The organism is Sphingobium phenoxybenzoativorans (genome assembly GCF_018286635.1).
Classification (GTDB): domain Bacteria; phylum Pseudomonadota; class Alphaproteobacteria; order Sphingomonadales; family Sphingomonadaceae; genus Sphingobium; species Sphingobium phenoxybenzoativorans.
The window spans coordinates 3,227,635-3,247,799 of record NZ_CP073910.1 but is presented as its reverse complement, the minus strand read 5'-3'; the positions used below and the strand labels follow the sequence as shown (position 1 = coordinate 3,247,799).

General features: G+C 64.7%; 19 protein-coding genes. 11 read left to right on the top strand and 8 right to left on the bottom strand.

The window, feature by feature from the left end; all coding sequences use genetic code 11:
- Window positions 1-26: 26 nt before the first annotated feature.
- The gene (locus KFK14_RS16040) at window positions 27-533 is read right to left on the bottom strand and encodes a copper chaperone PCu(A)C (protein ID WP_212608349.1); all 507 of its coding nucleotides are present in this window, start codon (window positions 531-533) and stop codon (window positions 27-29) included.
- A gap of 172 nt (window positions 534-705) precedes the next feature.
- Here KFK14_RS16040 and dnaK point away from each other — a divergent pair, with 172 nt between their 5' ends.
- Both dnaK and dnaJ read left to right on the top strand, forming a co-directional pair.
- A complete protein-coding gene (gene dnaK, locus KFK14_RS16035; RefSeq protein WP_070156141.1) occupies window positions 706-2,619 on the top strand; it encodes a molecular chaperone DnaK in 1,914 nt (637 codons plus the stop codon).
- A gap of 65 nt (window positions 2,620-2,684) precedes the next feature.
- Window positions 2,685-3,821: a molecular chaperone DnaJ gene (gene dnaJ / locus KFK14_RS16030; RefSeq protein ID WP_070156140.1), complete on the top strand. Its 1,137-nt coding sequence runs from the start codon at window positions 2,685-2,687 to the stop codon at window positions 3,819-3,821.
- Between the two features lie 315 nt (window positions 3,822-4,136).
- Here the strand turns inward: dnaJ and KFK14_RS16025 are convergent, their stop codons facing one another.
- The 4 genes from KFK14_RS16025 to phhA all read right to left on the bottom strand — a co-directional run bounded on the left by KFK14_RS16025 (window position 4,137) and on the right by phhA (window position 8,694).
- Complete coding sequence (locus KFK14_RS16025; RefSeq protein WP_212608348.1) at window positions 4,137-4,814, bottom strand: peptidoglycan-binding domain-containing protein; 678 nt, start codon at window positions 4,812-4,814, stop codon at window positions 4,137-4,139.
- Between the two features lie 35 nt (window positions 4,815-4,849).
- Window positions 4,850-5,416, bottom strand: coding sequence for a hypothetical protein (locus tag KFK14_RS16020; RefSeq protein ID WP_246524669.1), 567 nt, complete (start codon window positions 5,414-5,416; stop codon window positions 4,850-4,852).
- The gene (locus tag KFK14_RS16015; RefSeq protein WP_212608347.1) at window positions 5,413-7,755 is read right to left on the bottom strand and encodes a patatin-like protein; all 2,343 of its coding nucleotides are present in this window, start codon (window positions 7,753-7,755) and stop codon (window positions 5,413-5,415) included. Before KFK14_RS16015 ends, KFK14_RS16020 begins: the two co-directional genes overlap by 4 nt.
- Window positions 7,756-7,833: 78 nt before the next feature.
- A complete protein-coding gene (gene phhA, locus KFK14_RS16010) occupies window positions 7,834-8,694 on the bottom strand; it encodes a phenylalanine 4-monooxygenase (protein WP_212608346.1) in 861 nt (286 codons plus the stop codon).
- 208 nt (window positions 8,695-8,902) lie between these two features.
- On the opposite strand from phhA, the gene KFK14_RS16005 reads away from it, so the two are divergent.
- Complete coding sequence (locus tag KFK14_RS16005) at window positions 8,903-9,433, top strand: cytochrome b (protein WP_212608345.1); 531 nt, start codon at window positions 8,903-8,905, stop codon at window positions 9,431-9,433.
- Window positions 9,434-9,589: 156 nt separating this feature from the next.
- Here KFK14_RS16005 and KFK14_RS16000 read toward each other — a convergent pair whose 3' ends face one another.
- From KFK14_RS16000 to KFK14_RS15990, 3 genes are read right to left on the bottom strand one after another with little or no spacing between them, the layout of a single operon-like run.
- Window positions 9,590-9,985: a type II toxin-antitoxin system death-on-curing family toxin gene (locus tag KFK14_RS16000; protein ID WP_212608344.1), complete on the bottom strand. Its 396-nt coding sequence runs from the start codon at window positions 9,983-9,985 to the stop codon at window positions 9,590-9,592.
- Window positions 9,982-10,209, bottom strand: a complete 228-nt coding sequence (locus tag KFK14_RS15995) for an AbrB/MazE/SpoVT family DNA-binding domain-containing protein (RefSeq protein WP_212608343.1) — start codon at window positions 10,207-10,209, stop codon at window positions 9,982-9,984. The genes KFK14_RS16000 and KFK14_RS15995 overlap by 4 nt, the downstream gene beginning before the upstream one ends.
- 39 nt (window positions 10,210-10,248) lie before the next feature.
- Window positions 10,249-11,109 (bottom strand): transporter, encoded by an 861-nt coding sequence (locus KFK14_RS15990; RefSeq protein ID WP_212608342.1) that lies wholly within the window; start codon window positions 11,107-11,109, stop codon window positions 10,249-10,251.
- 241 nt (window positions 11,110-11,350) lie between these two features.
- On the opposite strand from KFK14_RS15990, the gene rpsM reads away from it, so the two are divergent.
- The 8 genes from rpsM (at window position 11,351) to guaA (ending at window position 20,022) form a co-directional block, all read left to right on the top strand.
- Window positions 11,351-11,719, top strand: a complete 369-nt coding sequence (gene rpsM, locus KFK14_RS15985) for a 30S ribosomal protein S13 (RefSeq protein ID WP_070156651.1) — start codon at window positions 11,351-11,353, stop codon at window positions 11,717-11,719.
- 64 nt (window positions 11,720-11,783) lie between these two features.
- Window positions 11,784-12,173: a 30S ribosomal protein S11 gene (gene rpsK, locus KFK14_RS15980; protein WP_070156650.1), complete on the top strand. Its 390-nt coding sequence runs from the start codon at window positions 11,784-11,786 to the stop codon at window positions 12,171-12,173.
- Window positions 12,174-12,284: 111 nt separating this feature from the next.
- A complete protein-coding gene (locus KFK14_RS15975) occupies window positions 12,285-13,349 on the top strand; it encodes a DNA-directed RNA polymerase subunit alpha (protein ID WP_070156649.1) in 1,065 nt (354 codons plus the stop codon).
- 171 nt (window positions 13,350-13,520) lie between these two features.
- On the top strand, window positions 13,521-13,946 hold the full coding sequence (rplQ, locus tag KFK14_RS15970) for a 50S ribosomal protein L17 (protein ID WP_212608341.1): 426 nt from the start codon (window positions 13,521-13,523) through the stop codon (window positions 13,944-13,946).
- Window positions 13,947-14,141: 195 nt separating this feature from the next.
- Window positions 14,142-16,352 (top strand): prolyl oligopeptidase family serine peptidase, encoded by a 2,211-nt coding sequence (locus KFK14_RS15965; RefSeq protein WP_212608340.1) that lies wholly within the window; start codon window positions 14,142-14,144, stop codon window positions 16,350-16,352.
- A 76-nt stretch (window positions 16,353-16,428) separates the two neighbouring features.
- Entirely contained in the window at window positions 16,429-17,070 is a 642-nt protein-coding gene (locus tag KFK14_RS15960; RefSeq protein WP_212608339.1) for a hypothetical protein, read from the top strand.
- A 96-nt stretch (window positions 17,071-17,166) separates the two neighbouring features.
- The gene (locus KFK14_RS15955) at window positions 17,167-18,420 is read left to right on the top strand and encodes a TCR/Tet family MFS transporter (protein WP_212608338.1); all 1,254 of its coding nucleotides are present in this window, start codon (window positions 17,167-17,169) and stop codon (window positions 18,418-18,420) included.
- Between the two features lie 42 nt (window positions 18,421-18,462).
- Window positions 18,463-20,022, top strand: coding sequence for a glutamine-hydrolyzing GMP synthase (gene guaA, locus KFK14_RS15950; protein WP_212608337.1), 1,560 nt, complete (start codon window positions 18,463-18,465; stop codon window positions 20,020-20,022).
- Window positions 20,023-20,165: the final 143 nt, after the last annotated feature.

The following is a 20,165-nucleotide window of genomic DNA, read 5'->3' as shown; positions in this document are numbered from 1 at the left end:
CTCAGCCCGAACGGAGGAGGGGCGGCTTAGTGCGCCGCGCCGCTCGCATTGCCTGCGTGACCCGATCCGCCTTCCTTCGCCGCAGGAGCCGGTTCGCCGGTTTTCTGGATCATCGCGTCGAACTGGATGCGGTCGCCGTTGGAAAAGAGGAAGGTCAGGGGAATCTTGCCCTGGGTCACGGCATTCTGGTTGATGCGGAACAGCATGATATGCTTGCCGCCGGGCGCGAAGGCGACGGTCTGGCTGGCGGGGATGTCCACCTTGTCCACGGGCTTCATCGTCATCATGCCGCCCATCGCCATGCTTTCATGCATTTCGATCCGCTGCGCATAGTCCGACATCACGCCGCGCAGGGCCACGGGCGCGGGGCCGCCATGCACGACGAAATAGCCGGCCGAGGGCGAATCCGGGTTGGCGGACAGGCGCACCCACGCCTGATCGACATAAAGCGGCGGCGGGTCGGCGCAGGCGGCGAGCAGCAGGGTTGACGCCAATAGCGCGCATGCCGCGGATATTCTGCTGAAAGCGCCCATTTCATCGACTCCAACTGTCTCGTTTCCGGTCGCCGGACTGCCTAATCATCATACATCCTTGTGCCAAGGAAAAGCGCGCCTATATCGAGACCCGAACGGTGACCGCGCCTGGCGCTCTTTGCGGGGCGGAGCCGTCAACCGCTGAACGCATTTGGGGTTAAACGAGGAAGAAATGGCAAAAGTTATCGGTATCGACCTGGGCACGACGAATAGCTGCATCGCAGTCATGGATGGCGGCAAGCCCAAGGTTATCGAGAATGCGGAAGGCGCGCGCACGACGCCCTCCATCGTCGCCTTCGCCAAGGATGGCGAACGCCTGATCGGCCAGCCGGCCAAGCGCCAGGCCGTCACCAACCCGGAAAGCACGGTTTTCGCAGTGAAGCGCCTGATCGGCCGCCGCTTCGACGATCCGCTGACCAAGAAGGACATGGAGCTTGTCCCCTACAGCATCACCTCCGGCCCCAATGGCGACGCATGGGTGAAGGCTGGTGGCGAGGATTACAGCCCGTCGCAGATTTCCGCCTATATCCTGCAGAAGATGAAGGAGACCGCCGAGAGCTATCTGGGCGAGACCGTCACGCAGGCCGTCATCACCGTGCCCGCCTATTTCAACGACGCCCAGCGTCAGGCGACCAAGGATGCGGGCAAGATCGCCGGTCTTGAGGTGCTGCGCATCATCAACGAGCCGACCGCGGCCGCTCTGGCCTATGGCCTGGAGAAGCAGGACGGCAAGACCATCGCCGTATACGACCTTGGCGGCGGCACGTTCGACATTTCCGTGCTGGAGATCGGCGACGGCGTGTTCGAGGTGAAGTCGACCAACGGCGACACTTTCCTGGGCGGCGAGGATTTCGACGCCAAGGTCGTCGAGTTCCTGGCCGAGGACTTCAAGAAGGCCGAGGGCATTGACCTGACCAAGGACAAGCTGGCCCTGCAGCGCCTGAAGGAAGCGGCGGAGAAGGCGAAGATCGAGCTGTCGTCGGCGCAGACGACCGAGGTCAACCTGCCCTTCATCACCGCTGACCAGAACGGCCCGAAGCATCTGGTCAAGACGATCACGCGCTCCGACCTGGAGAAGCTGGTCGCTGACCTGATCAAGCGCACGATGGAGCCTTGCCGCAAGGCGCTGGCCGACGCCGGCGTATCCGCGAGCGAGATCAGCGAAGTGGTGCTCGTCGGCGGCATGACCCGCATGCCCAAGGTGCGCGAGGCCGTGAAGGAATTCTTCGGCAAGGAGCCGCACACCGGCGTCAACCCGGACGAAGTCGTCGCCATGGGCGCGGCGATCCAGGCGGGCGTATTGCAGGGCGACGTCAAGGACGTGCTGCTGCTCGACGTGACGCCGCTGTCGCTGGGCATCGAGACGCTGGGCGGCGTGTTCACCCGCATGATCGACCGCAACACGACGATCCCGGCCAAGAAGTCGCAGGTCTATTCGACCGCTGACGACAATCAGCAGGCGGTGACGATCCGCGTGTTCCAGGGCGAGCGCGAGATGGCGCTGGACAACAAGCTGCTCGGCCAGTTCGACCTGGTCGGCATCCCGCCCGCACCGCGCGGCGTGCCGCAGATCGAGGTCACCTTCGACATCGACGCCAACGGCATCGTCAACGTGTCGGCGCGCGACAAGGGCACCGGCAAGGAGCAGCAGATCAAGATCCAGGCCTCTGGCGGTCTGTCCGACGCGGACATCGACCAGATGGTGAAGGACGCCGAGCGCTTCGCCGACGAGGACAAGAAGAAGCGCGAAGGCGCCGAGGCGAAGAACAACGCCGAGAGCCTGATCCACACCACCGAGCGTCAGCTTGAGGAGCATGGCGACAAGGTTGACGAATCGCTGAAGTCGGAAATCGCCGCGGCGATCGCGGACACCAAGGCGGCCGTCGAGGGCGGCGACCCCGAAGCCATGAAGACCAAGGCGCAGGAACTCGCCACGGTCGCCATGAAGCTGGGCCAGGCGATTTACGAGAAGGAGCAGGCGCAGGCCGCTTCGCCCGCAGGCGAGGAAGCCGGTGAAACCAAGGCGGCCGACGATGATGTCGTTGACGCCGAATTCTCCGAAGTGGACGAAGACAACAAGGCGTAAGCTTAAGCCCTTTTCCCGCCATCTTTCCTTTTTAAGGGTGGCGGGACAAGCGGGCGGGGGCCTGAATGAACACCGAAATCGATTTTTACGAACTGCTGGAGGTGGAGCGCACGGCGGATGCCGGCACCATCAAGAGCGCGTACCGCCGGATGGCGATGAAATATCACCCGGACAAGACCGGGGGATGCGCCGACAGCGAGGACAAGTTCAAGGCCGTCAGCGAGGCCTATGAATGCCTGAAAGACCCGCAGAAGCGCGCGGCCTATGACCGTTTCGGCCACGCCGCCTTCAAAAATGGCGGTGGCGGCGGACCGGGCGGCTTCGGCGCTGGCGGCGCGGGAGGCTTTTCCGACCTTGGCGATATTTTCGAGACGATATTCGGCCAGTCCGGTTTCGGCGGTGGCGGACGCCAGCAGGCGAACCGGCGCGGCGCGGACCTGCGCTACGACATGGAGATCACGCTGGAGGAAGCCTTTGCGGGCAAGTCCACCCAGATCGAGATCGAGGTTTCGGAAAATTGCGAACCGTGCGACGGCACCGGCGCGCAGCCGGGCACCAAGGCCAAGGCGTGCATGACCTGCCGCGGCAGCGGGCAGGTGCGGGCGCAGCAGGGCTTCTTCGTCGTCGAGCGGACATGCCCGTCCTGCCATGGCGCGGGCCAGGTGATCGACAGCCCGTGCCGGTCATGCCGGGGCGAGGGGCGCGTCGACCAGCACAAGACGCTGGAGGTCAATATCCCCGCCGGCGTGGATGAGGGCAACCGCATCCGCCTGTCCGGCAAGGGCGAGGCGGGCGCGCGCGGCGCGCCGCCGGGCGACCTCTACATCTTCCTGCACATCAAGCGGCATCCGATTTTCGAGCGCGAGGGCAATGTCCTGCTGTGCCGCGCGCCCGTCAGCTTCACGACGGCGGCGCTCGGCGGTACGATCGAGGTGCCGGGGCTGGACAAGCAGGTTCACAAGATCGCGATCCCCGCGGGCATCCAGTCCGGCAAGCAATTGCGCCAGCGCGGCGCGGGCATGCCGGTGCTGAACAGCCGCGGCTTTGGCGACATGGTGATCCAGGTCGATGTCGAAACGCCGACCAAGCTGACATCGCGCCAGCGCGAATTGCTGGAAGCGTTCCGCGAGACCGAGACGGGCGACGAATGCCCGGCCTCCACCGGCTTCTTCAGCAAGCTGAAGGATATGTTCAGCGATTGATGGGCGGTGCGGGGGAGGACTTTTATTCTCCAATACCGTTCGCCCTGAGCTTGTCGAAGGGCTGTCCTTCTCGGCAGCGTTGAAAAATAAGGACAGGGCTTCGACAAGCTCAGCCGGAACGGAGTGGGCTAGAACAGCCCAGAGATGCTCCGCCTGCCTTCAGTGCCCGTCCGATGACCAGTGCGGCGGGTCGGACAGGAGCTTTATCACGCCATAGCTCTTGCCGACCTTGTGAAGCGCGCGGTTGTCTCCGGTGCGGGGGGCGTCGAGGCTGACGCGGTTGCCGCCCCCATCCTTGATTTTGAGCGTTCCAGCCTAGGCGATCGTCATGTCGATCGCATTGCCCTCTATATGGCGCGAGGTGAGCGAGGGGAGGTAGACGATCGAGAACAGGTCGGCCATTTCCTGCGCGCCCCGCCGCGACTTGGCGGGGTCGCCATGGTCCCACACAATGTCGCAGGCGGGATTGCGGGGCACGTCGGCCGGCTCCATCTGCCCTTTGGCGATCATGAAGCAGTGATGCATCAGCCAGGCGCGCGTCTGGTTGCGGCGGGTGGCGCCGATGGTCACGGTGGCGCCCGCGTCGCGCAGGGCGGCCACGAAGCGCTTCGCCTTGTCGCGGAAAGCGGGGGCGAGGTCGGACAGGGCGGCGCTGTTGGCATATTTGCCCTGATTGGCCCTCCACCAGTCAGCGCCGCTGAGCTTGGTGGCGGGTTTTGGCGGGGGCTGCTGCGCGGCGGCTGCGGCGGCGCTCTGCAGCTTCAGGAAGGTGCGGCCGCCGGGGTCCATGCGTCCGTCAGGCGCGGTGAGGCCGGTGAAGCGGAACTGGAACGCCTTGATCGCGGCGATCATCCCCTTGCCGCACAGCCCATCCGCATCGAGCGGCGCGAGGCCCAAAAGGCCGATGACCGCGTTGAGCAGCGTCTGCACCTGTGCGACGTCCGCCCTGTCATTGTCGCCGCCGTCGCCGACCGACCTTGTTATTCCCGGCAAATCTTCCTCCCCCTTCAGCCTCTCTGCGGGCCTGTCTATTCCGCGCCGCCCTCTATCCTGTCCTCATAATGGGCGAGGGCGGCGATCACGTCCGGGTTTCCGGCGTAGCGGCCGCGCAGGGCGGCGAGGCGGGCGTCGGTGCCCGTGCAAAGCTGCCGCAGATTTTCCTCAAGGAATGCCGCCCGGTCGGCGTCATAGGCTTCTTCGCCCCGGAAATGGTCGCAACCGTCCCGGTCGATCATGAAGGCGGTGACGGCGGGCGGGAAGGGCGTGGGATCGGCGGCGCCTTCCCCCGGCGGCAGGTCTTGCGGCAGGGTGGTCGTGACGGGCGGCGGCAGGAAGGCGTTGGGCTGCGTTTTCAGGGGCGGCAGCGGCTCCTCCAACGCGACTTCGGCGGGCGTCACCTTCGGCAGAGGGGGCGGGGCGGGGCTGTCCTCCGCAGGTTCGGCGGCGGATGGACCGGCCGCGGACAGGGCATGCGGCGATGGCGCAGACCCGCGCTCCGTCTCCGCGGGCTTTTCCGCCGGGGATGGTGTGCAGGCAGGCAGCAGCAGGGCGCAGGACAATGCGGGCAGGACCGCCCCCCACAGGCGGATGCTCACCCGATTTCCCTTCGCAGGCTCGCAATCAAGTCCGACGTCAGGCTCAGCCTCTCCTCCTCCTCATCCAGGATCGCGTTAAAGGCGCGTTTCCTATATCCGGCGATTGTTTCGGGGGAAAGCTGCGCTCCGGCAGGCAGAGCCGAAATCACGATATCCATCAGCCTCTCCGCACCATGCAGGCGGCCCCAGAGATAGTCATTTTCCCGATAGGCCCTGCTAAAAAATGCGCCGAAATTATTGAATTCTATGCCTTTCAAGGTCGTGTCGGCGCCGCCGGGGCGAAGGGCGGAGCAATCTTCGGGCGAAATGCGATCGACCTTCACCGGATCATATTCGTCCAGCGCCTCGCCCTGAAGCAAGGGCAGGGTGGCGATGTCGTAGAAGGGGAAGCCCAGATAGGCGAGGAGCATCAGCCGCCGCTCATCCTTCGGCAGACCCCAGAGCGCCTCTGACAGCATGATGTCGGTCCGCTCATCCTTGGTGCGCAGGTCGCGGGAGTCGGCCAGCGCGGCCATCGCCCGCGCCGGGTCGTCCAGGGCTGCGCGCGCGGCGTAGGTGACGTCCGGGCCATAATAGTCGCTCGCCTCGCACTCCAGATAGAGGGCGAGGCCGTCATAGATGGCGTCGTGCAGGGCGGTTACGGCGTCGCTTTCCGCCGCGCTTTCAATCTCCAGCGTGTCGGTGAGGCGGCGGGCGAGGAAGCGCAGGCGGCGGACGCGGAAGCCCAAGTCATGCGCGCGGAAGAACAGGATGAGGTTGGACTTCACGCCGCCGCCGGCATCCTCCCGGATCTGGTCGATCCCTTCCTCGCGGATATGCGCCCAGACGGCCTGGCGATATTGCTCGCGCATCATCCCGCTGCCGTCCCCGCCCAGGCGGAACAGCCGGTCGGCGATATCCTCGACAATGCCCGACAGCTTGAGATGGCCATAAGCGGGATAGGCGAAACCGGCGGCCTGCGCGGCGCGGCCCTGCGCCTTGGCGCGCCAGCCGGAAAGGCGCGCGGGCGTGGGGCGGTTGAGGAACAGGCTGCGGCCCACGGCGGCCTCGACATCCTGCTCAATCTGTTCGCGCAGCGCATCGGTGATGCGGCGCATGCGCCTGATCCGGCGGGAGCGGCTTTCAATCGCCTCCAGATTGTCGCGGATCGGCTGTTCGCGCGGGATGTCGCTCAGCGAACCGAAGATCGTGCGGAAAAAGCCGGGGGGCGGGGGATGCTCGCCTTCTTTCAGCGGCTCCTGTTCGCCCGAGCGGGTCAGGCGGATGCTGCGGTGCCGGGGCTTGGGATCGATATAGACGAAGCGGCGATCCACCTCCCGCCGGGACGGGCGGCTGCGCAGCGCGCCGATGGCGGGGGCGAAGGGGGCGTTGGCGAGCACTGATCCGTCGATCAGGATCGCGTCCTCCGCCGTGCCGAGCACGGTGTGCCGGGGCAGGGCGCGGGCGAGGAAGTCCGCGCGGCCGGGCCAGGCGCGTTCCTTGTCCGCCAGCACCTTGTCCAGTTCCCGCACGGTGAAGGGCGGGAAGGCGCCAGGGAAGCTGGCGGTGGCGCGGGCGGCGAACACCAGTTCGGCGGGGTCCGCCAGGGTGCGGCTGCCCTCCGCACCGCGCGCGCGGAAGCCGATGGTCAGGCGATGCTCCGTCTCGATCACATGGGCGGGGCTGTTGAGGGTCAGGCTTTCGGGATAGCCCTCAAAATCCGTGACGGTGACGAACAGGTCGAGCGGGTGGCCGGGCGGCAGCAGCGGCAGGTCGCAGGGCGTTTCCGCCATCGCGTCGAACGCCTCCAGCAGCATGGCGGTGAAGCCCGCCCCGCCAAAGGGCGGCTCGAACCAGCGGGAGCGGATGAAATTGGAGAGCTTCTGCCGCACTTCCTCCCGCGTGTCGGGGGCGACCGTGCGCTCCACCGTGTCGCCGGGGCGGCGCGCGGCCATCCAGACGAGGGGGGCGGCCCAGAATTTGGTGAGCCGCGCGCCGGGCCGGGCGTCCGGGTCCAGAAGCCGGTCGACATCGGCATTTTTCAGCCAGAGGTCGGTCAGCGGTTCGAGCGACTGGCCGGTCTCTATCGCCTGCGCCAGAAAGATGCCGTTGATGCCGCCTGCGCTGGCCCCGGCTATGATATCGGGCAGGATGCGGAGCCGGGTGCCGGTCTCCCGCTCGACATCCTCCAGTATCCGGCGGTAGACCGCGCCGCTGCCGTCCGGCGCGGGCAGGCCGTCATGATAGGCGCGGCTGGCGCGGGCGAGGCGCCAGATTTCCTTGGTGATGCCGTGCATGTAGATGGCGAGGCTGACCCCGCCATAGCAGACCAGCGCCAGCCTCAGTTCCTTCTCCCTCATGCGAAAGAGATGGCAAATGCTTAAGGGCCTGTCATCCAAATATCACGGGCAAATATCACGCGCAGCGCGGCTTGCCGGTTATTCCGCCGCCTTCGCCAGGGCATAGGCCTGCGTGCCGCGCGTGATCACCCGGTCATCGGGAAGAAGGGCGTCCGGTTCCAGATCGTCGCTATCCTCTAACTCGGCATAAAGCGGGGCGAAGTCCGTCTCCATCGTCTGGCGCAGCAGATCGTCGAAGCTGTCGATGACGAAATAGCTCTGCTGATAATCATCGATCCGGTATTTCGTCCGCATCAGGCGCTTCAGGTCAAAGCCGATCCGGTTGGGCGACGGATCATCCAGCGCGAATTTGGACTCGCCGAAGGACGACACGATCCCCGCGCCATAGAGGCGCAGGCCGCCATCCTCGCGGATCAGGCCGAACTCCACCGTGTACCAGTAAAGCCGGGCCAGCTTGTGCAGCGCGCCGAAGCCCAGGCTGCGCAGGCCGCCCTGGCCATAGGCCTGCATATAATCGGCAAAGACCGGATGGGCGAGCAGGGGCACATGGCCGAACACATCATGGAAGATGTCCGGCTCCTCCAGATAGTCGATCTGTTCCGGCGTGCGGATGAAGCGCCCGGCGACGAAACGGCGATTGGCGAGATGATCGAAAAACACGGCGTCCGGAACAAGGCCGGGCGCGGCGACGACCTGCCAGCCGGTCCGCTGCATCAGCCGGTCGTTCAACTCCTCAAAATTCGGGATGCCCGGCCGGGTCATGCGCAGCACGTCCAGGCCATCCAGGAAGGCCGGCGTCACGCGGCCCGGCAGCATTGCGGACTGGCGCGCAAACAGCCTGTCCCACATCGCATGTTCAGCGGGCGTGTAGCTGTCCCACGCCTGAGGCACGGTCCAGTCGGCGGCGGCGCCGGGAGGCGGGGGAGAGTCAGCAGCCATCCCTGCCTATATGGGCAATATAGTTTCGTTTGTCACTATCTGCGCGGTGGGAAAAGCACCCAATATGTCGCGCATCTTGCCAGATGCGCCGGGGTGTGAACCGACCGAAAGTATCTTTGACGGATGGCCCCTTTTCCCGGAGGTAATGGAGCATAAGATCGTCCCGGCCGTTCGACAGGGGGAGGGCCGGAAAAGGAATGAGGCGCGCATGATTGAAGATCACACCGTCCGTTACAGCCAGGTGGCGCGCTGGCTTCACTGGACGATAGCCGTGCTGGTGATCTTCAACATAATAGGCGGGATATTCCACGACGCACTGGGCAAGGCGTTCCCGGTCATGCCGCTGCACAAGGCGGCGGGGATCACCATCCTGTTCCTGACATTGGCGCGGATCGTCTGGCGCTTGTCGCATCCCGCGCCGCCCCTGCCATCGGCCATGCCCGCCTGGGAGAAGCTGGCGGCCAACGCCACGCATTTCGCTTTCTATGCCCTGCTGTTGATCGTGCCGCTGACGGGATGGGTCATGACTTCCGCCGGAGACCGCCCGCTGACCTGGTTCTGGCTGTTCGACATCCCCAAGTTCGGCGTGACGAAGGGGGAGGCCATCGTCGACATATCGCGCGGCGGACATGGGGTGCTGGGATTGCTGTTCGGCCTGCTCGCGCTGCTGCATATCGGCGCGGCGCTACGCCACCATTTCGTGCTGAAGGATGGCGTGCTGCGCCGGATGACCGGCTAGGGCTGGTCAAAATTCAGCGCATATGGGCCTGCAAAGCGCGATTTTCTGCGCTCCGGTGCTCACGTACCTTAAGTACGCTGCGCTCCGGTGCTCAAAAATCCCACTTTTCGGCTCCATCTGCACTGAATTTTGACCAGCTCGGCGTTCGTCTTGTTCCTATGCCAGCCGCTCGCGGAACCAGAGGGCGAGTTCGTCCTCCGGCAGATCGCCGGATGCGAGGGCGAGCATCGTGGCGATCGCATCCGCTTTTTCGAAGATGAGCGTCGCATCGTTGATCACCAGGAATAGTCGCGCTGCGACCCAGGCCGTACGTTTGTTCCCATCGACGAAAGGGTGGTTGCGTGCGATGCCGAACGCATAGCAGGCGGCCAGCGTCGCGAGATCATCCTCGCCATAGCTCCAGCGATTGAGCGGGCGAGCAAGAGCAGATTCGAGCAAGCCCTGGTCACGGATGCCCGATCCGCCGCCATGTTCGGCAAGTTGCCGATCATGTACGGCAAGGATGATATCCTGCGCGATCCAGCGAGGCTCGCGCCTTTCGGTCTCCGTCATTTTGCCAGAACACGCAGGATGTCGCGATCCTTACGCATGATGTCCTCTGCGCTTTGCATGATCTTCTCAAAGTCGGGATCGGATGCCGACAGGCGCAGGCCATCCGGCGCTTCGCTCAGATAAACATCGTCTCCGAGATCGACACGCAGGCGCGACAGCACCTCTTTTGGGAGGATGACGCCGGTCGAATTGCCGATCTTGATGAGTTTCAGCGGCTTGTTCATACAAATGTTATAACAGACGGCGGGATCACGCGCAATCGGTCAGAAGCGGCGGGTTATGCCTGCATATATTTCCGCGTCCAGGCTGTCATGGTTGAGGCCGGCGACGCCGCCAATGTCGAACTGCATGGCGTCGCCCGGCTGCCAGCCGAAGGAGAGGCTGGCCAGGGCCTGGGTCATACGGCCGGAGGGGTCATCGTCGCGAGTGGCCTGAAATTCCAGCGCGCCGGTCAGTCTGTCCGTAAGATCGACGCCAAGGCCCACGACGCTGCCATAAGCGAGATGGCGGCCATTGCGATCCTCATCCACGGCGGCGTCGGCTTGTGGCGTCAGGCTGAGGGTGATGCGGTCGCTCAGGCTGAAGCTGAGAGGGATGAGCAATCCGAAGGCCGTGTCGCCCGCTCCGATGGTCTGACCGCCCGTGGGCAGCGTGACATAGGGCATGATGGCCGCGGAAAAGCCCGACCCGTCGGGATTGCGCAGGTTCTGGCGGACGGCGAGCGTCAGGTCGCCGGAGCCGGAGCGATGCGTGAGGGCGCCGGTTTCGCGGTCACGCTCCCGGACATGGCCGAAGGCGGTCCATCCAGCCTGCACCTCCATATCATCCGTGACGCCGAGCCGCAGGAGCAGATCCCCGGCGATCAGGGTGCTGGTTCGCGTATCCGCGTCCTTCTCATGCGTCCAGTCGCCAAGGCCGGTCTCCACCACCAGATGTCCCTTGTCCACAGTGCATGGCGGGGTGTCGAGGCCAGGCCGGTCAGCGCAGAGATCGCGCAGCGGCTGGTCATGGGAGGTTTGGGCGCTGACCGGTACTGCGCAGGCGAGGAGCGCGCAGAAGCAGAGGGCGGCGGAGAGAGCGGTAGAGAGGGCGACAGGGCTGGCGTGACATGCTATACGCTGCATTGGCTGGTCCCCCATCCGCCCGCCGCTTGCCTGATGCGGGGCGGGGGTTGGAACACGTGGAGAAGCGGGTGGTTCCCCGCCGCCCGCTTGACACCCCACGCCCGACTCAGTAAGGGCAACCCATCCCGACACGCTTGGTACCGGCAGCGCAGCGCGCTGGCCGTCTTTTTTGCGTCCGGGGTCATGGAAGCTTTGAGATGGGGCAAGGCCACACGCCCCGTGGAGCAGGAGACTAGACTACATGGCACGTATCGCGGGCGTTAACCTGCCCACAAACAAGCGCGTTATCATTGCGCTCACCTACATTCACGGTATCGGCCGCAAGACCGCCGTGGACATCGCGACCAAGCTGGGCATCGACCAGAGCCGCCGTATCCAGGACCTTTCTGACGCCGAAGTGCTTCAAATTCGTGAAGCGATCGACGCCGACCTGACGGTTGAGGGCGACCTGCGCCGCGAGACGGCGATGAACATCAAGCGTTTGATGGACCTCGCCTGCTATCGTGGCCTGCGCCATCGTAAGGGCCTTCCGGTTCGCGGCCAGCGCACGCACACCAATGCGCGCACCCGCAAGGGCAAGGCCAAGCCGATCGCTGGTAAGAAGAAGTAAGCCGCGCGGCCCCGTCCGGGGTCTGGACGCAGCTTTCCTCAAGGTTTCGAGTAGGATTTAGCAAATGGCACGTGAACCTCAGCGCATCAAACGGCGCGAGCGCAAAAACATCTCCAGCGGCGTCGCGCATGTGAACGCCAGCTTCAACAACACGATGGTCACCATCACCGACGCCCAGGGCAACGCGATCTCCTGGTCCTCCGCCGGCATGATGGGCTTCAAGGGTTCGCGCAAGTCGACCCCCTATGCCGCGCAGGTCTGCGCCGAGGATGCGGGCCGCAAGGCGGCCGAGCATGGCGTCCGCACCCTGGAGGTTGAGGTCAAGGGTCCGGGTTCGGGCCGTGAATCGGCCCTGCGCGCGCTGCAGGCGGTTGGCTTCACCATCACCTCGATCCGTGACGTGACGCCGATCCCGCACAATGGCGTGCGTCCTTCCAAACGCCGTCGCGTTTAACAGTTCCAGCCGTTACCGGGGGCGGCGGACGCGCCACCCTCCACATTTTGCACCGGCCGGAGCTTCCAAGGACCACCAGAGCGGTTCCGGCCACATTCCCAGGGGAATTACATGACTGTCAACATGAAGAACTGGCAGGAATTGAAGAAGCCGAACGCCCTTGAGATCAAGGTCAGCGGCGAAGGCAAGCGGAAGGCGACGTTCGTCGCCGAGCCGCTGGAGCGCGGTTTCGGCCTGACGCTCGGCAACGCGCTGCGCCGCGTACTTCTGTCGTCGCTGCAGGGCGCGGCAGTGACCTCGATCAAGATCGAGAACGTGCTGCACGAATTCTCCTCGCTCGCCGGCGTGCGCGAGGATGTGACCGACATCGTGCTCAACGTGAAGCAGATCGCCCTGCGCATGGAGGGCGAAGGCCCCAAGCGCCTGCAACTGGCCGCGACCGGCCCGGCGGAAGTCAAGGCCGGCGACATCGCCGTGTCCGGCGACATCGAGGTGATGAACCCGAACCTGGTCATCTGCCACCTGGACGAGGGCGCGACCCTCAACATGGAACTGACCGCTGACGTCGGTAAGGGCTATGTCCCCGCCGTCGCCAACCGTCCGGCGGACGCGCCCATCGGCCTGATCCCGATCGACGCGCTCTATTCGCCGGTCCGTCAGGTCGCCTACAAGGTGGACAATACCCGCGTCGGCCAGGAACTGGACTATGACAAGCTGTCGCTGACCGTCGAGACCGACGGCACCGTGACCCCGGAAGACGCCGTGGCCTATGCCGCGCGCATCCTTCAGGACCAGTTGCAGCTTTTCGTCCATTTCGAGGACGCGCTGCCCGCAGCGGCTCCCTCGATCGGCGGCGGCGCCGTTTCGTCGGCTTCCGAAGGCGAGAGCGACACGAACACCATCAACCGCTACCTTCTCAAGAAGGTGGACGAGCTGGAACTGTCCGTCCGTTCGGCCAACTGCCTCAAGAACGACAACATCATCTATATCGGCGATCTGGTTCAGAAGACCGAGGCGGAGATGCTGCGCACCCCGAATTTCGGCCGCAAGTCGCTGAACGAAATCAAGGAAGTGCTGTCGTCCATGGGCCTGCGCCTTGGCATGGACATCCCCGGCTGGCCGCCTGAAAATATCGAGGAAATGGCCAAGAAGCTGGAGCAGGAACTGCTCGGATAACAACAACCGTCATCCCAGCGCAGGCTGGGATCTCGGGCCACCAGGTCATATTTGGCGGCATGAGACCCCAGCCTGCGCTGGGGTGACGAAGCAGGGAAAATGGGCGGTCCCTTCAAAACCGCCTGGTCTGGGATACCTGATACGGTCCCTTAACGAACGAAGGAAAAAGACATGCGTCACAAGGTTGGTCATCGCAAGCTGCAGCGCAGCGCCGGGCATCGCACCGCGCTTCTCCGCAACCTCGCGGCTTCGCTCATCAAGCATGAGCAGATCCTCACCACCACCCCGAAGGCGAAGGAACTGCGTCCCTACGTCGAGAAGCTGATTACGCTGGCGAAGAAGGGCGGCCTGTCCAACCGTCGTCTAGCGAACAGCCGCCTGATGGACGATGCGCAGCTCACCAAGCTGTTCGACGTGCTGGCCGAGCGCTACAAGAGCCGCAACGGCGGTTACACCCGCGTCATCAAGGCCGGTTTCCGCGCTTCGGACGCCGCGCCGATCGCGATCATCGAACTGGTCGACCGCGACGTTTCGGCCAAGGGTCAGGATTCCGGTCCGGTCCAGAATGCCGACGAGGACGAGCTGGAAGCCGCATAATCCGCTTGGCTGGCCCGGTAAGGGCTGGAAATGCTTCACAAACAGGCCGCCGGTCCGTAGATCGGCGGCCTGTTTTGGTCTAGACGCCGTCCGATTTCGATAGGATCAAAGTGGCGGTTTAGTCCTTTGTCGCGCCGTGATTTCCGGGCCATGAAATGTTCCATTTCATCCGAAATCGCTCAGGAGAGGATATCGATGCAGTTGCCCGCCAGGCTGATCGCCGCGCTTCTGGCGATGTCCGTGCTGATCCATGGCGGCGCATATGCAGAACCGGCGGCGATGGGCGGAGCGGCCGGACTGACGGCTGGATCGTCCGCAAAGCCGCTCATCCGTTATCCCGCCACGCGCGCTCTCGACCTGGTGGAAGACCATTTCGGCGTGAAGGTCCGTGATCCCTATCGCTGGCTTGAGCAGGATGTGCGGCGGGACAAGGCGGTTGAGGATTGGGTGGCGGCCGAAAACCGGGTGACGCGCAGCTATCTCGACAAGCTGCCCGGTCGAGATCTGTTGCGAAAAAGAATGGCCAAGCTATTCGATTATGGCCGTTTTTCTACGCCGCGCAAAGCCGCCGGGCTATATTTCTACACCTATAATAGCGGCCTGCAGAATCAGTCGCCGCTCTATGTGCGGCAGGGGCTGCACGGCGAGCAGCGGTTGCTGCTCGACCCCAATGCGCTGGCGGATGACGGGACGACGGCGCTGGCGGAGTGGGAGCCTGCGCCCAATGGCCGCCTGCTGCTTTACGCAACGCAGGATGCCGGGACGGACTGGCGTACGCTGCACATGCTGGACGTCGCCACGGGCCGGACATTCCACGAGAATATCCCCTGGGTGAAATTCTCCAGCCTGAGCTGGGACGCGCGCAGCGAGGGTTTCTTCTATTCGCGGTTCGAAGCGCCCGCGCCGGGAGAAGCATTCCAGTCCGCCAGCCGGGGGCAGAAGGTCTGGTATCATCGGGTCGGCACACCGGCGGCGCAGGACCGGATGGTCTATGAAACGCCCGACAGGCCGGAGTTGAATCACCGCGCGCGGGTTACGGATGACGGGCAATGGCTGGTCATCACATCGTCGCGCGGGACGGAGGCGCGGCAGGAAATCACCCTGATCGCGCTGAACGGTTTCCTGGCCGGAGGACCAGTAAAGACCCGGCCGCTGGTGCGGGGCCTGCAGAATGAATGGCGTTTCGTCGGCAGCCGCGGCGACACCATGTGGTTCGTCACCAATCTGGATGCGCCCAACAGCCGCCTGGTGACGCTGGACGCCAAGCGAAGCCGCCGCAGACCCGCGGAAATCGTGGCGCAGCGCGCGCAAACCCTGTCGGGCGCATCGATGATCGGCAGCCGCATCGTCATCGCCTATCTGGCCGATACGCGGACCTATGCCGAACTGGTGGAGATGGACGGCCGGCGCGTGGGCGACGTGCCGCTGCCCGGCATTGGGACGGCGGCGGGATTTGCGGGGAAGGGCGGAGACCCGGAGACTTTCTTCAGCTTTTCCGGCTTCACCATGCCCTCGACCGTCTATCGCTATGACACCGGGACGGGGACTATCGAGATTTTCGCCCAGCCGCGGCTCGCCTTCGATCCCGAAGCGTTCGTGACGGTGCAGCTCACCTATCCGTCGAAGGACGGCACGATGATCCCGATGACCATCATCCGGCGCAGGGACATAGCGATCAGCGGCCGCACCGCGCCGACCTTGCTCTACGGTTATGGCGGGTTCAATATTTCCCTTAATCCCGGCTTTTCGGCCACGCGCCTTGCCTGGCTGGAGCAGGGCGGGGCGGTCGCCATCGCCAATCTGCGCGGAGGTGGGGAGTTCGGCCAGTCCTGGCACGATGCCGGGCGGTTGCAGAACAAGCAGAATGTCTTTGACGACTTCATCGCCGCTGGCGAATATCTGAAGGCGAACGGCTATACGGGCAAGGACCAGTTGGCGGTCGAGGGGCGGTCCAATGGCGGATTGCTGGTCGGCGCGGTCGTCAACCAGCGGCCCGACCTGTTCGCTGCCGCGCTGCCCAGCGTCGGCGTGATGGACATGCTGCGGTTCGACAAATTCACCGTCGGCCGGTTCTGGATCGACGATTATGGCGATCCGGGCAAGGCGGAGGACTTTCCGCTCCTCTACAGCTACTCGCCCTATCACAACATCCTGCCGGGCAAGGATTATCCGGCGATACTGGTGACGACGGGGGACACGGACGATCGCGTGGTGCCCGCCCACAGCTTCAAATATGCCGCGGCCCTGCAGGCGGCGGACATCGGGAGCAAGCCGCATCTGATCCGCGTGGAGACCCGCACCGGCCACGGATCGGGCAAGCCCGTCGACAAGGTGATCGACGAATATTCCGACATATACGCCTTCGCCGCTTATTGGACCGGCCTCAAAATATCCGATCCCGACTGACCCGCAGCCCGATTTGTTCAGACATGCGACAGCCGGGGGCGTATAGATGCTGTCCGGTACAGCAGAGGATATGGCCATGCGGCTCGGACGGATTGCAGTGAGTTCACTGGTTGGCGCAGCGCTGATCGCTGGCAGCATCACGCCCGCCATGGCGCGCGACGGGCGCTGGGACCGTGGATATGGGCGCGGCTGGGGCGATTACGGTCACAGGCATCATCGCGGCAACGGCTTCGGCTTCGGCGATGCGGTCGGCATCGCCGCCCTGCTGGGCGCGGCCGTGATCGTCGCCAATTCGATGAAGAAGGACCGCGATTCGCGGGATCGCTCCTATGAGGGCGACAATGGCGGCCCGGTCACGGCCGACGGCGGCAGCAGCACCGGCGTTGGCGGCGCCTATGCCGGAAACACAGCCGATCGCGATGCCGGGGATTATTCGGATGACTATGCCGGTAAGGGCGACATCGCCAGCGAGGAAGCGGCGGTTGACGCCTGCGCCGTCGCGGCGCGCGACAAGGCGTCGTCGGGCGGGACCTATGCGGAGGTCAAGGACATCGGCAATCCGCAGGCGACCGGCAATGGCGGATGGAATATCGACGGCAGCGTCGAGCAGCGTTCCGGCTATCGCAACGGCGGCGGCAAGCTGCGCAACTTCACCTGCACGGTGAAGGATGGCCGGGTGGCCGAGGTCTATCTGGCGCGCGACCCGGCGACTATCTGAGGCGCGCCCGCCACTCTGATCAGCTTGCATCGCGCCGCTTCGAGCGGTAGGCGCCGGACGGCACGATAACTGCCCGCGGGGCGTCCGGAGTTTGCCATGCCCCTGGTGGGCCACACCCATCGCAAGGCGGCGGTCGCCTTCATCCTGGTGACAGCGCTGCTCGACATCATGTCGATGGGCATCGTCATTCCCGTGCTTGCGCCGCTGATCGAACAGCTTGCCGCTTCGCCCCATTATGCCGGGGTGTGGAACGGCGTGTTCGTGTCCCTCTGGGCCGCGATGCAGTTTCTGTGCTCGCCCATTATCGGGTCGCTTTCCGACCGGTTCGGGCGGCGGCCGGTCGTCCTTCTTTCGGTTGCCGGGCTGGCCGCGGACTTCCTACTGATGGCCGTTGCGCCAAGCATGTGGTGGCTGGCGGTCGGCCGGATATTGGGGGGGATCACCTCCTCCAGCTTCACCACGGCCTTTGCCTATATGGCCGACATCACCGCGCCGGAGGATCGCGCGCGGGGCTATGGCCTGATTGGCGCGGCGTTCAGCGCCGGTTTCGTCGCCGGGCCGCTGATCGGCGGCGCGCTGGGTGAGATATCGCTGCGCGCGCCATTCTGGGCGGCGTCGGGCCTGTGCGGCATCGCCTTCCTCTACGGATATTTCGTCCTGCCGGAATCGCTGGCGCCGGAAAAGCGCATGGCTTTCTCCTGGAAACGCGCCAATCCGTTCGGCGCGATGCGCCTGCTGCAGTCGCACCCCGAACTGGCGGGACTGGCGACCGTGAATTTCCTGCTTTACTTCGCCCATCATGTCTTTTCCGCTGTGTTCGTTCTTTATGCGGGCGAACGCTATGGCTGGAGCGCGTGGCAGGTCGGCGCGCTGCTGGCGATGACCGGCGGTCTCGACATGATCATGCAGGGGATGCTGGTCGGCCCCGTGGTGAAGCGGCTGGGCGACCGGCGGACGATGATCATCGGCCTGTGTTTCGGTGCGATCGGTCTGGCCTGCATGGGGTTCGCGCCGACCGGCTGGCTGTTCGTGGCGGCGATGTTCCCCAATGCGCTGTGGGGCCTCGCCATGCCGACCATACAGGCGCTGATGACCCGCCGCGTGTCGGAATCCGAACAGGGCCAGCTTCAGGGCGCGAACAACAGCGTGGGCAGCATAGCGGGCGTCATCTCCCCTCTGTTCTTCGGCACCATCTATTCGCTGTCGGCCGGGTCCGGCGCGCCATTGCCCTTCATCGGCAGCGCGTTCCTGATCGCGGCGCTGGTGCTAGCCCTGGCCGCTTGCATCGGCCAGAGGGGAACGGCCAGGGATGAAGGCGGTTCGCTGGACTTTGCCGCGCCGCCGCATTAACCGCGCCGCATTCCCCACCGGCGCGCGAGAAAAGGCGATTCGATGACTCTCCCCGTCCAGGACTCCATCCTGATAGTCGATTTCGGCAGCCAGGTGACCCAGCTCATCGCGCGCAGGGTGCGCGAGGCGGGCGTCTATAGCGAGATCGCCCCGTTCAACAGCGCCGCCGAAGCGTTCGAACGGATGAAGCCCAAGGGCATCATCCTGTCGGGCGGGCCATCCTCCGTCATGTGGGAGGACAGCCCGCGCGCGCCGCAGCCTTTCTTCGACGCGGGCATTCCGATCCTGGGCATCTGCTACGGCCAGCAGACGATGATGCAGCAGATGGGCGGCAATGTGGAAGGCGGCGAGAGCGGCGAGTTCGGCCGCGCCTTCATTGAAGTGAAGAAAAGCTGCAGCCTGTTCGACGGTCTGTGGAAGGCGGGCGAGCGGCATCAGGTGTGGATGAGCCATGGCGACAAGGTGACGCGCCTTGCCGAAGGGTTTGAGGTGGTCGCGACCAGCGAGGGCGCGCCCTACGCCATCGTCGCGAATGAGGCGAAGCGCTTCTACGCCATGCAGTTCCACCCGGAGGTGGCGCATACGCCCGATGGCGGCAAGCTGATCGCCAATTTCGCGCGCCATGTGTGCGGCCTCGCCGGCGATTGGACGATGGCCGAGTTCCGCGCCACCAAGATCGCCGAAATCCGCGCGCAGGTGGGCGACGGCAAGGTGATCTGCGGCCTGTCCGGCGGCGTCGACAGCGCGGTGGCCGCCGTGCTGATCCATGAAGCGATTGGCGACCAGTTGACCTGCGTGTTCGTCGACCATGGCCTGATGCGGGCGGGCGAGGCGGAGCAGGTCGTCTCGCTGTTCCGCAACGCCTACAACATCCCGCTCGTCCATGTGAATGCGGAGACGCTGTTCCTCAGCGGGCTGGCGGGCGTCACCGACCCGGAGGCCAAGCGCAAGTTCATCGGCAAGACCTTCATCGACGTGTTCGAGGATGAGGCGAAGAAGATCGGCGGCGCCGGGTTCCTGGCGCAGGGCACGCTCTATCCCGACGTGATCGAGAGCGTCAGCTTTACCGGCGGCCCTTCGGTGACGATCAAGAGCCATCACAATGTCGGCGGCCTGCCTGAGCGGATGAACATGAAGCTGGTCGAGCCGCTGCGCGAACTGTTCAAGGATGAGGTGCGGGCGCTGGGCCGTGAGCTGGGACTTCCCGACATCTTCGTCGGGCGGCATCCTTTTCCGGGGCCGGGCCTTGCGATCCGCATTCCGGGCGAAGTCACCAAGGAGCGGTGCGACATATTGCGCAAGGCGGATGCCGTCTATCTGGAGGAAATCCGCAATGCGGGCCTCTATGACGCGATCTGGCAGGCTTTCGCCGTGCTGCTGCCGGTGCGGACCGTGGGCGTGATGGGCGATTACCGCACCTATGACAGCGTGTGCGCGCTGCGGGCGGTGACGTCCACGGACGGCATGACGGCCGACATCTACCCCTTCGACGCGGCGTTCCTGAGCCGCGTCGCGACCCGGATCATCAATGAGGTGAAGGGCATCAACCGGGTGGTCTACGACTATACGTCAAAACCGCCCGGCACGATCGAGTGGGAATGATTTTTGCCTATCCGAGCGTATCCGAAGCTACGCCAGAGTACGATCTAACCGACTGATATAAATAAATATTTCCATCTCTATCTATCGGCACCTATCGGCGGGTAGCGATCAGAACCGGCGGCCCGGTCGACGGCCCTTGCGCA

Excerpts from the sequence above, each read along its gene's own strand:
- KFK14_RS16005 (WP_212608345.1), top strand. The coding sequence starts at position 8,903 with ATGATTGAAGATCACACCGTCCGTTACAGCCAGGTGGCGCGCTGGCTT.
- KFK14_RS16040 (WP_212608349.1), bottom strand. The coding sequence starts at position 533 with ATGGGCGCTTTCAGCAGAATATCCGCGGCATGCGCGCTATTGGCGTCA.
- KFK14_RS15955 (WP_212608338.1), top strand. The coding sequence starts at position 17,167 with ATGCCCCTGGTGGGCCACACCCATCGCAAGGCGGCGGTCGCCTTCATC.
- KFK14_RS15990 (WP_212608342.1), bottom strand. The coding sequence starts at position 11,109 with ATGCAGCGTATAGCATGTCACGCCAGCCCTGTCGCCCTCTCTACCGCT.
- phhA (WP_212608346.1), bottom strand. The coding sequence starts at position 8,694 with ATGGCTGCTGACTCTCCCCCGCCTCCCGGCGCCGCCGCCGACTGGACC.
- KFK14_RS15965 (WP_212608340.1), top strand. The coding sequence starts at position 14,142 with ATGCAGTTGCCCGCCAGGCTGATCGCCGCGCTTCTGGCGATGTCCGTG.
- KFK14_RS15960 (WP_212608339.1), top strand. The coding sequence starts at position 16,429 with ATGCGGCTCGGACGGATTGCAGTGAGTTCACTGGTTGGCGCAGCGCTG.
- rpsK (WP_070156650.1), top strand. The coding sequence starts at position 11,784 with ATGGCACGTGAACCTCAGCGCATCAAACGGCGCGAGCGCAAAAACATC.
- KFK14_RS16000 (WP_212608344.1), bottom strand. The coding sequence starts at position 9,985 with ATGACGGAGACCGAAAGGCGCGAGCCTCGCTGGATCGCGCAGGATATC.
- KFK14_RS15995 (WP_212608343.1), bottom strand. The coding sequence starts at position 10,209 with ATGAACAAGCCGCTGAAACTCATCAAGATCGGCAATTCGACCGGCGTC.
- KFK14_RS15975 (WP_070156649.1), top strand. The coding sequence starts at position 12,285 with ATGACTGTCAACATGAAGAACTGGCAGGAATTGAAGAAGCCGAACGCC.
- dnaK (WP_070156141.1), top strand. The coding sequence starts at position 706 with ATGGCAAAAGTTATCGGTATCGACCTGGGCACGACGAATAGCTGCATC.
- rplQ (WP_212608341.1), top strand. The coding sequence starts at position 13,521 with ATGCGTCACAAGGTTGGTCATCGCAAGCTGCAGCGCAGCGCCGGGCAT.
- dnaJ (WP_070156140.1), top strand. The coding sequence starts at position 2,685 with ATGAACACCGAAATCGATTTTTACGAACTGCTGGAGGTGGAGCGCACG.
- rpsM (WP_070156651.1), top strand. The coding sequence starts at position 11,351 with ATGGCACGTATCGCGGGCGTTAACCTGCCCACAAACAAGCGCGTTATC.
- guaA (WP_212608337.1), top strand. The coding sequence starts at position 18,463 with ATGACTCTCCCCGTCCAGGACTCCATCCTGATAGTCGATTTCGGCAGC.
- KFK14_RS16015 (WP_212608347.1), bottom strand. The coding sequence starts at position 7,755 with ATGAGGGAGAAGGAACTGAGGCTGGCGCTGGTCTGCTATGGCGGGGTC.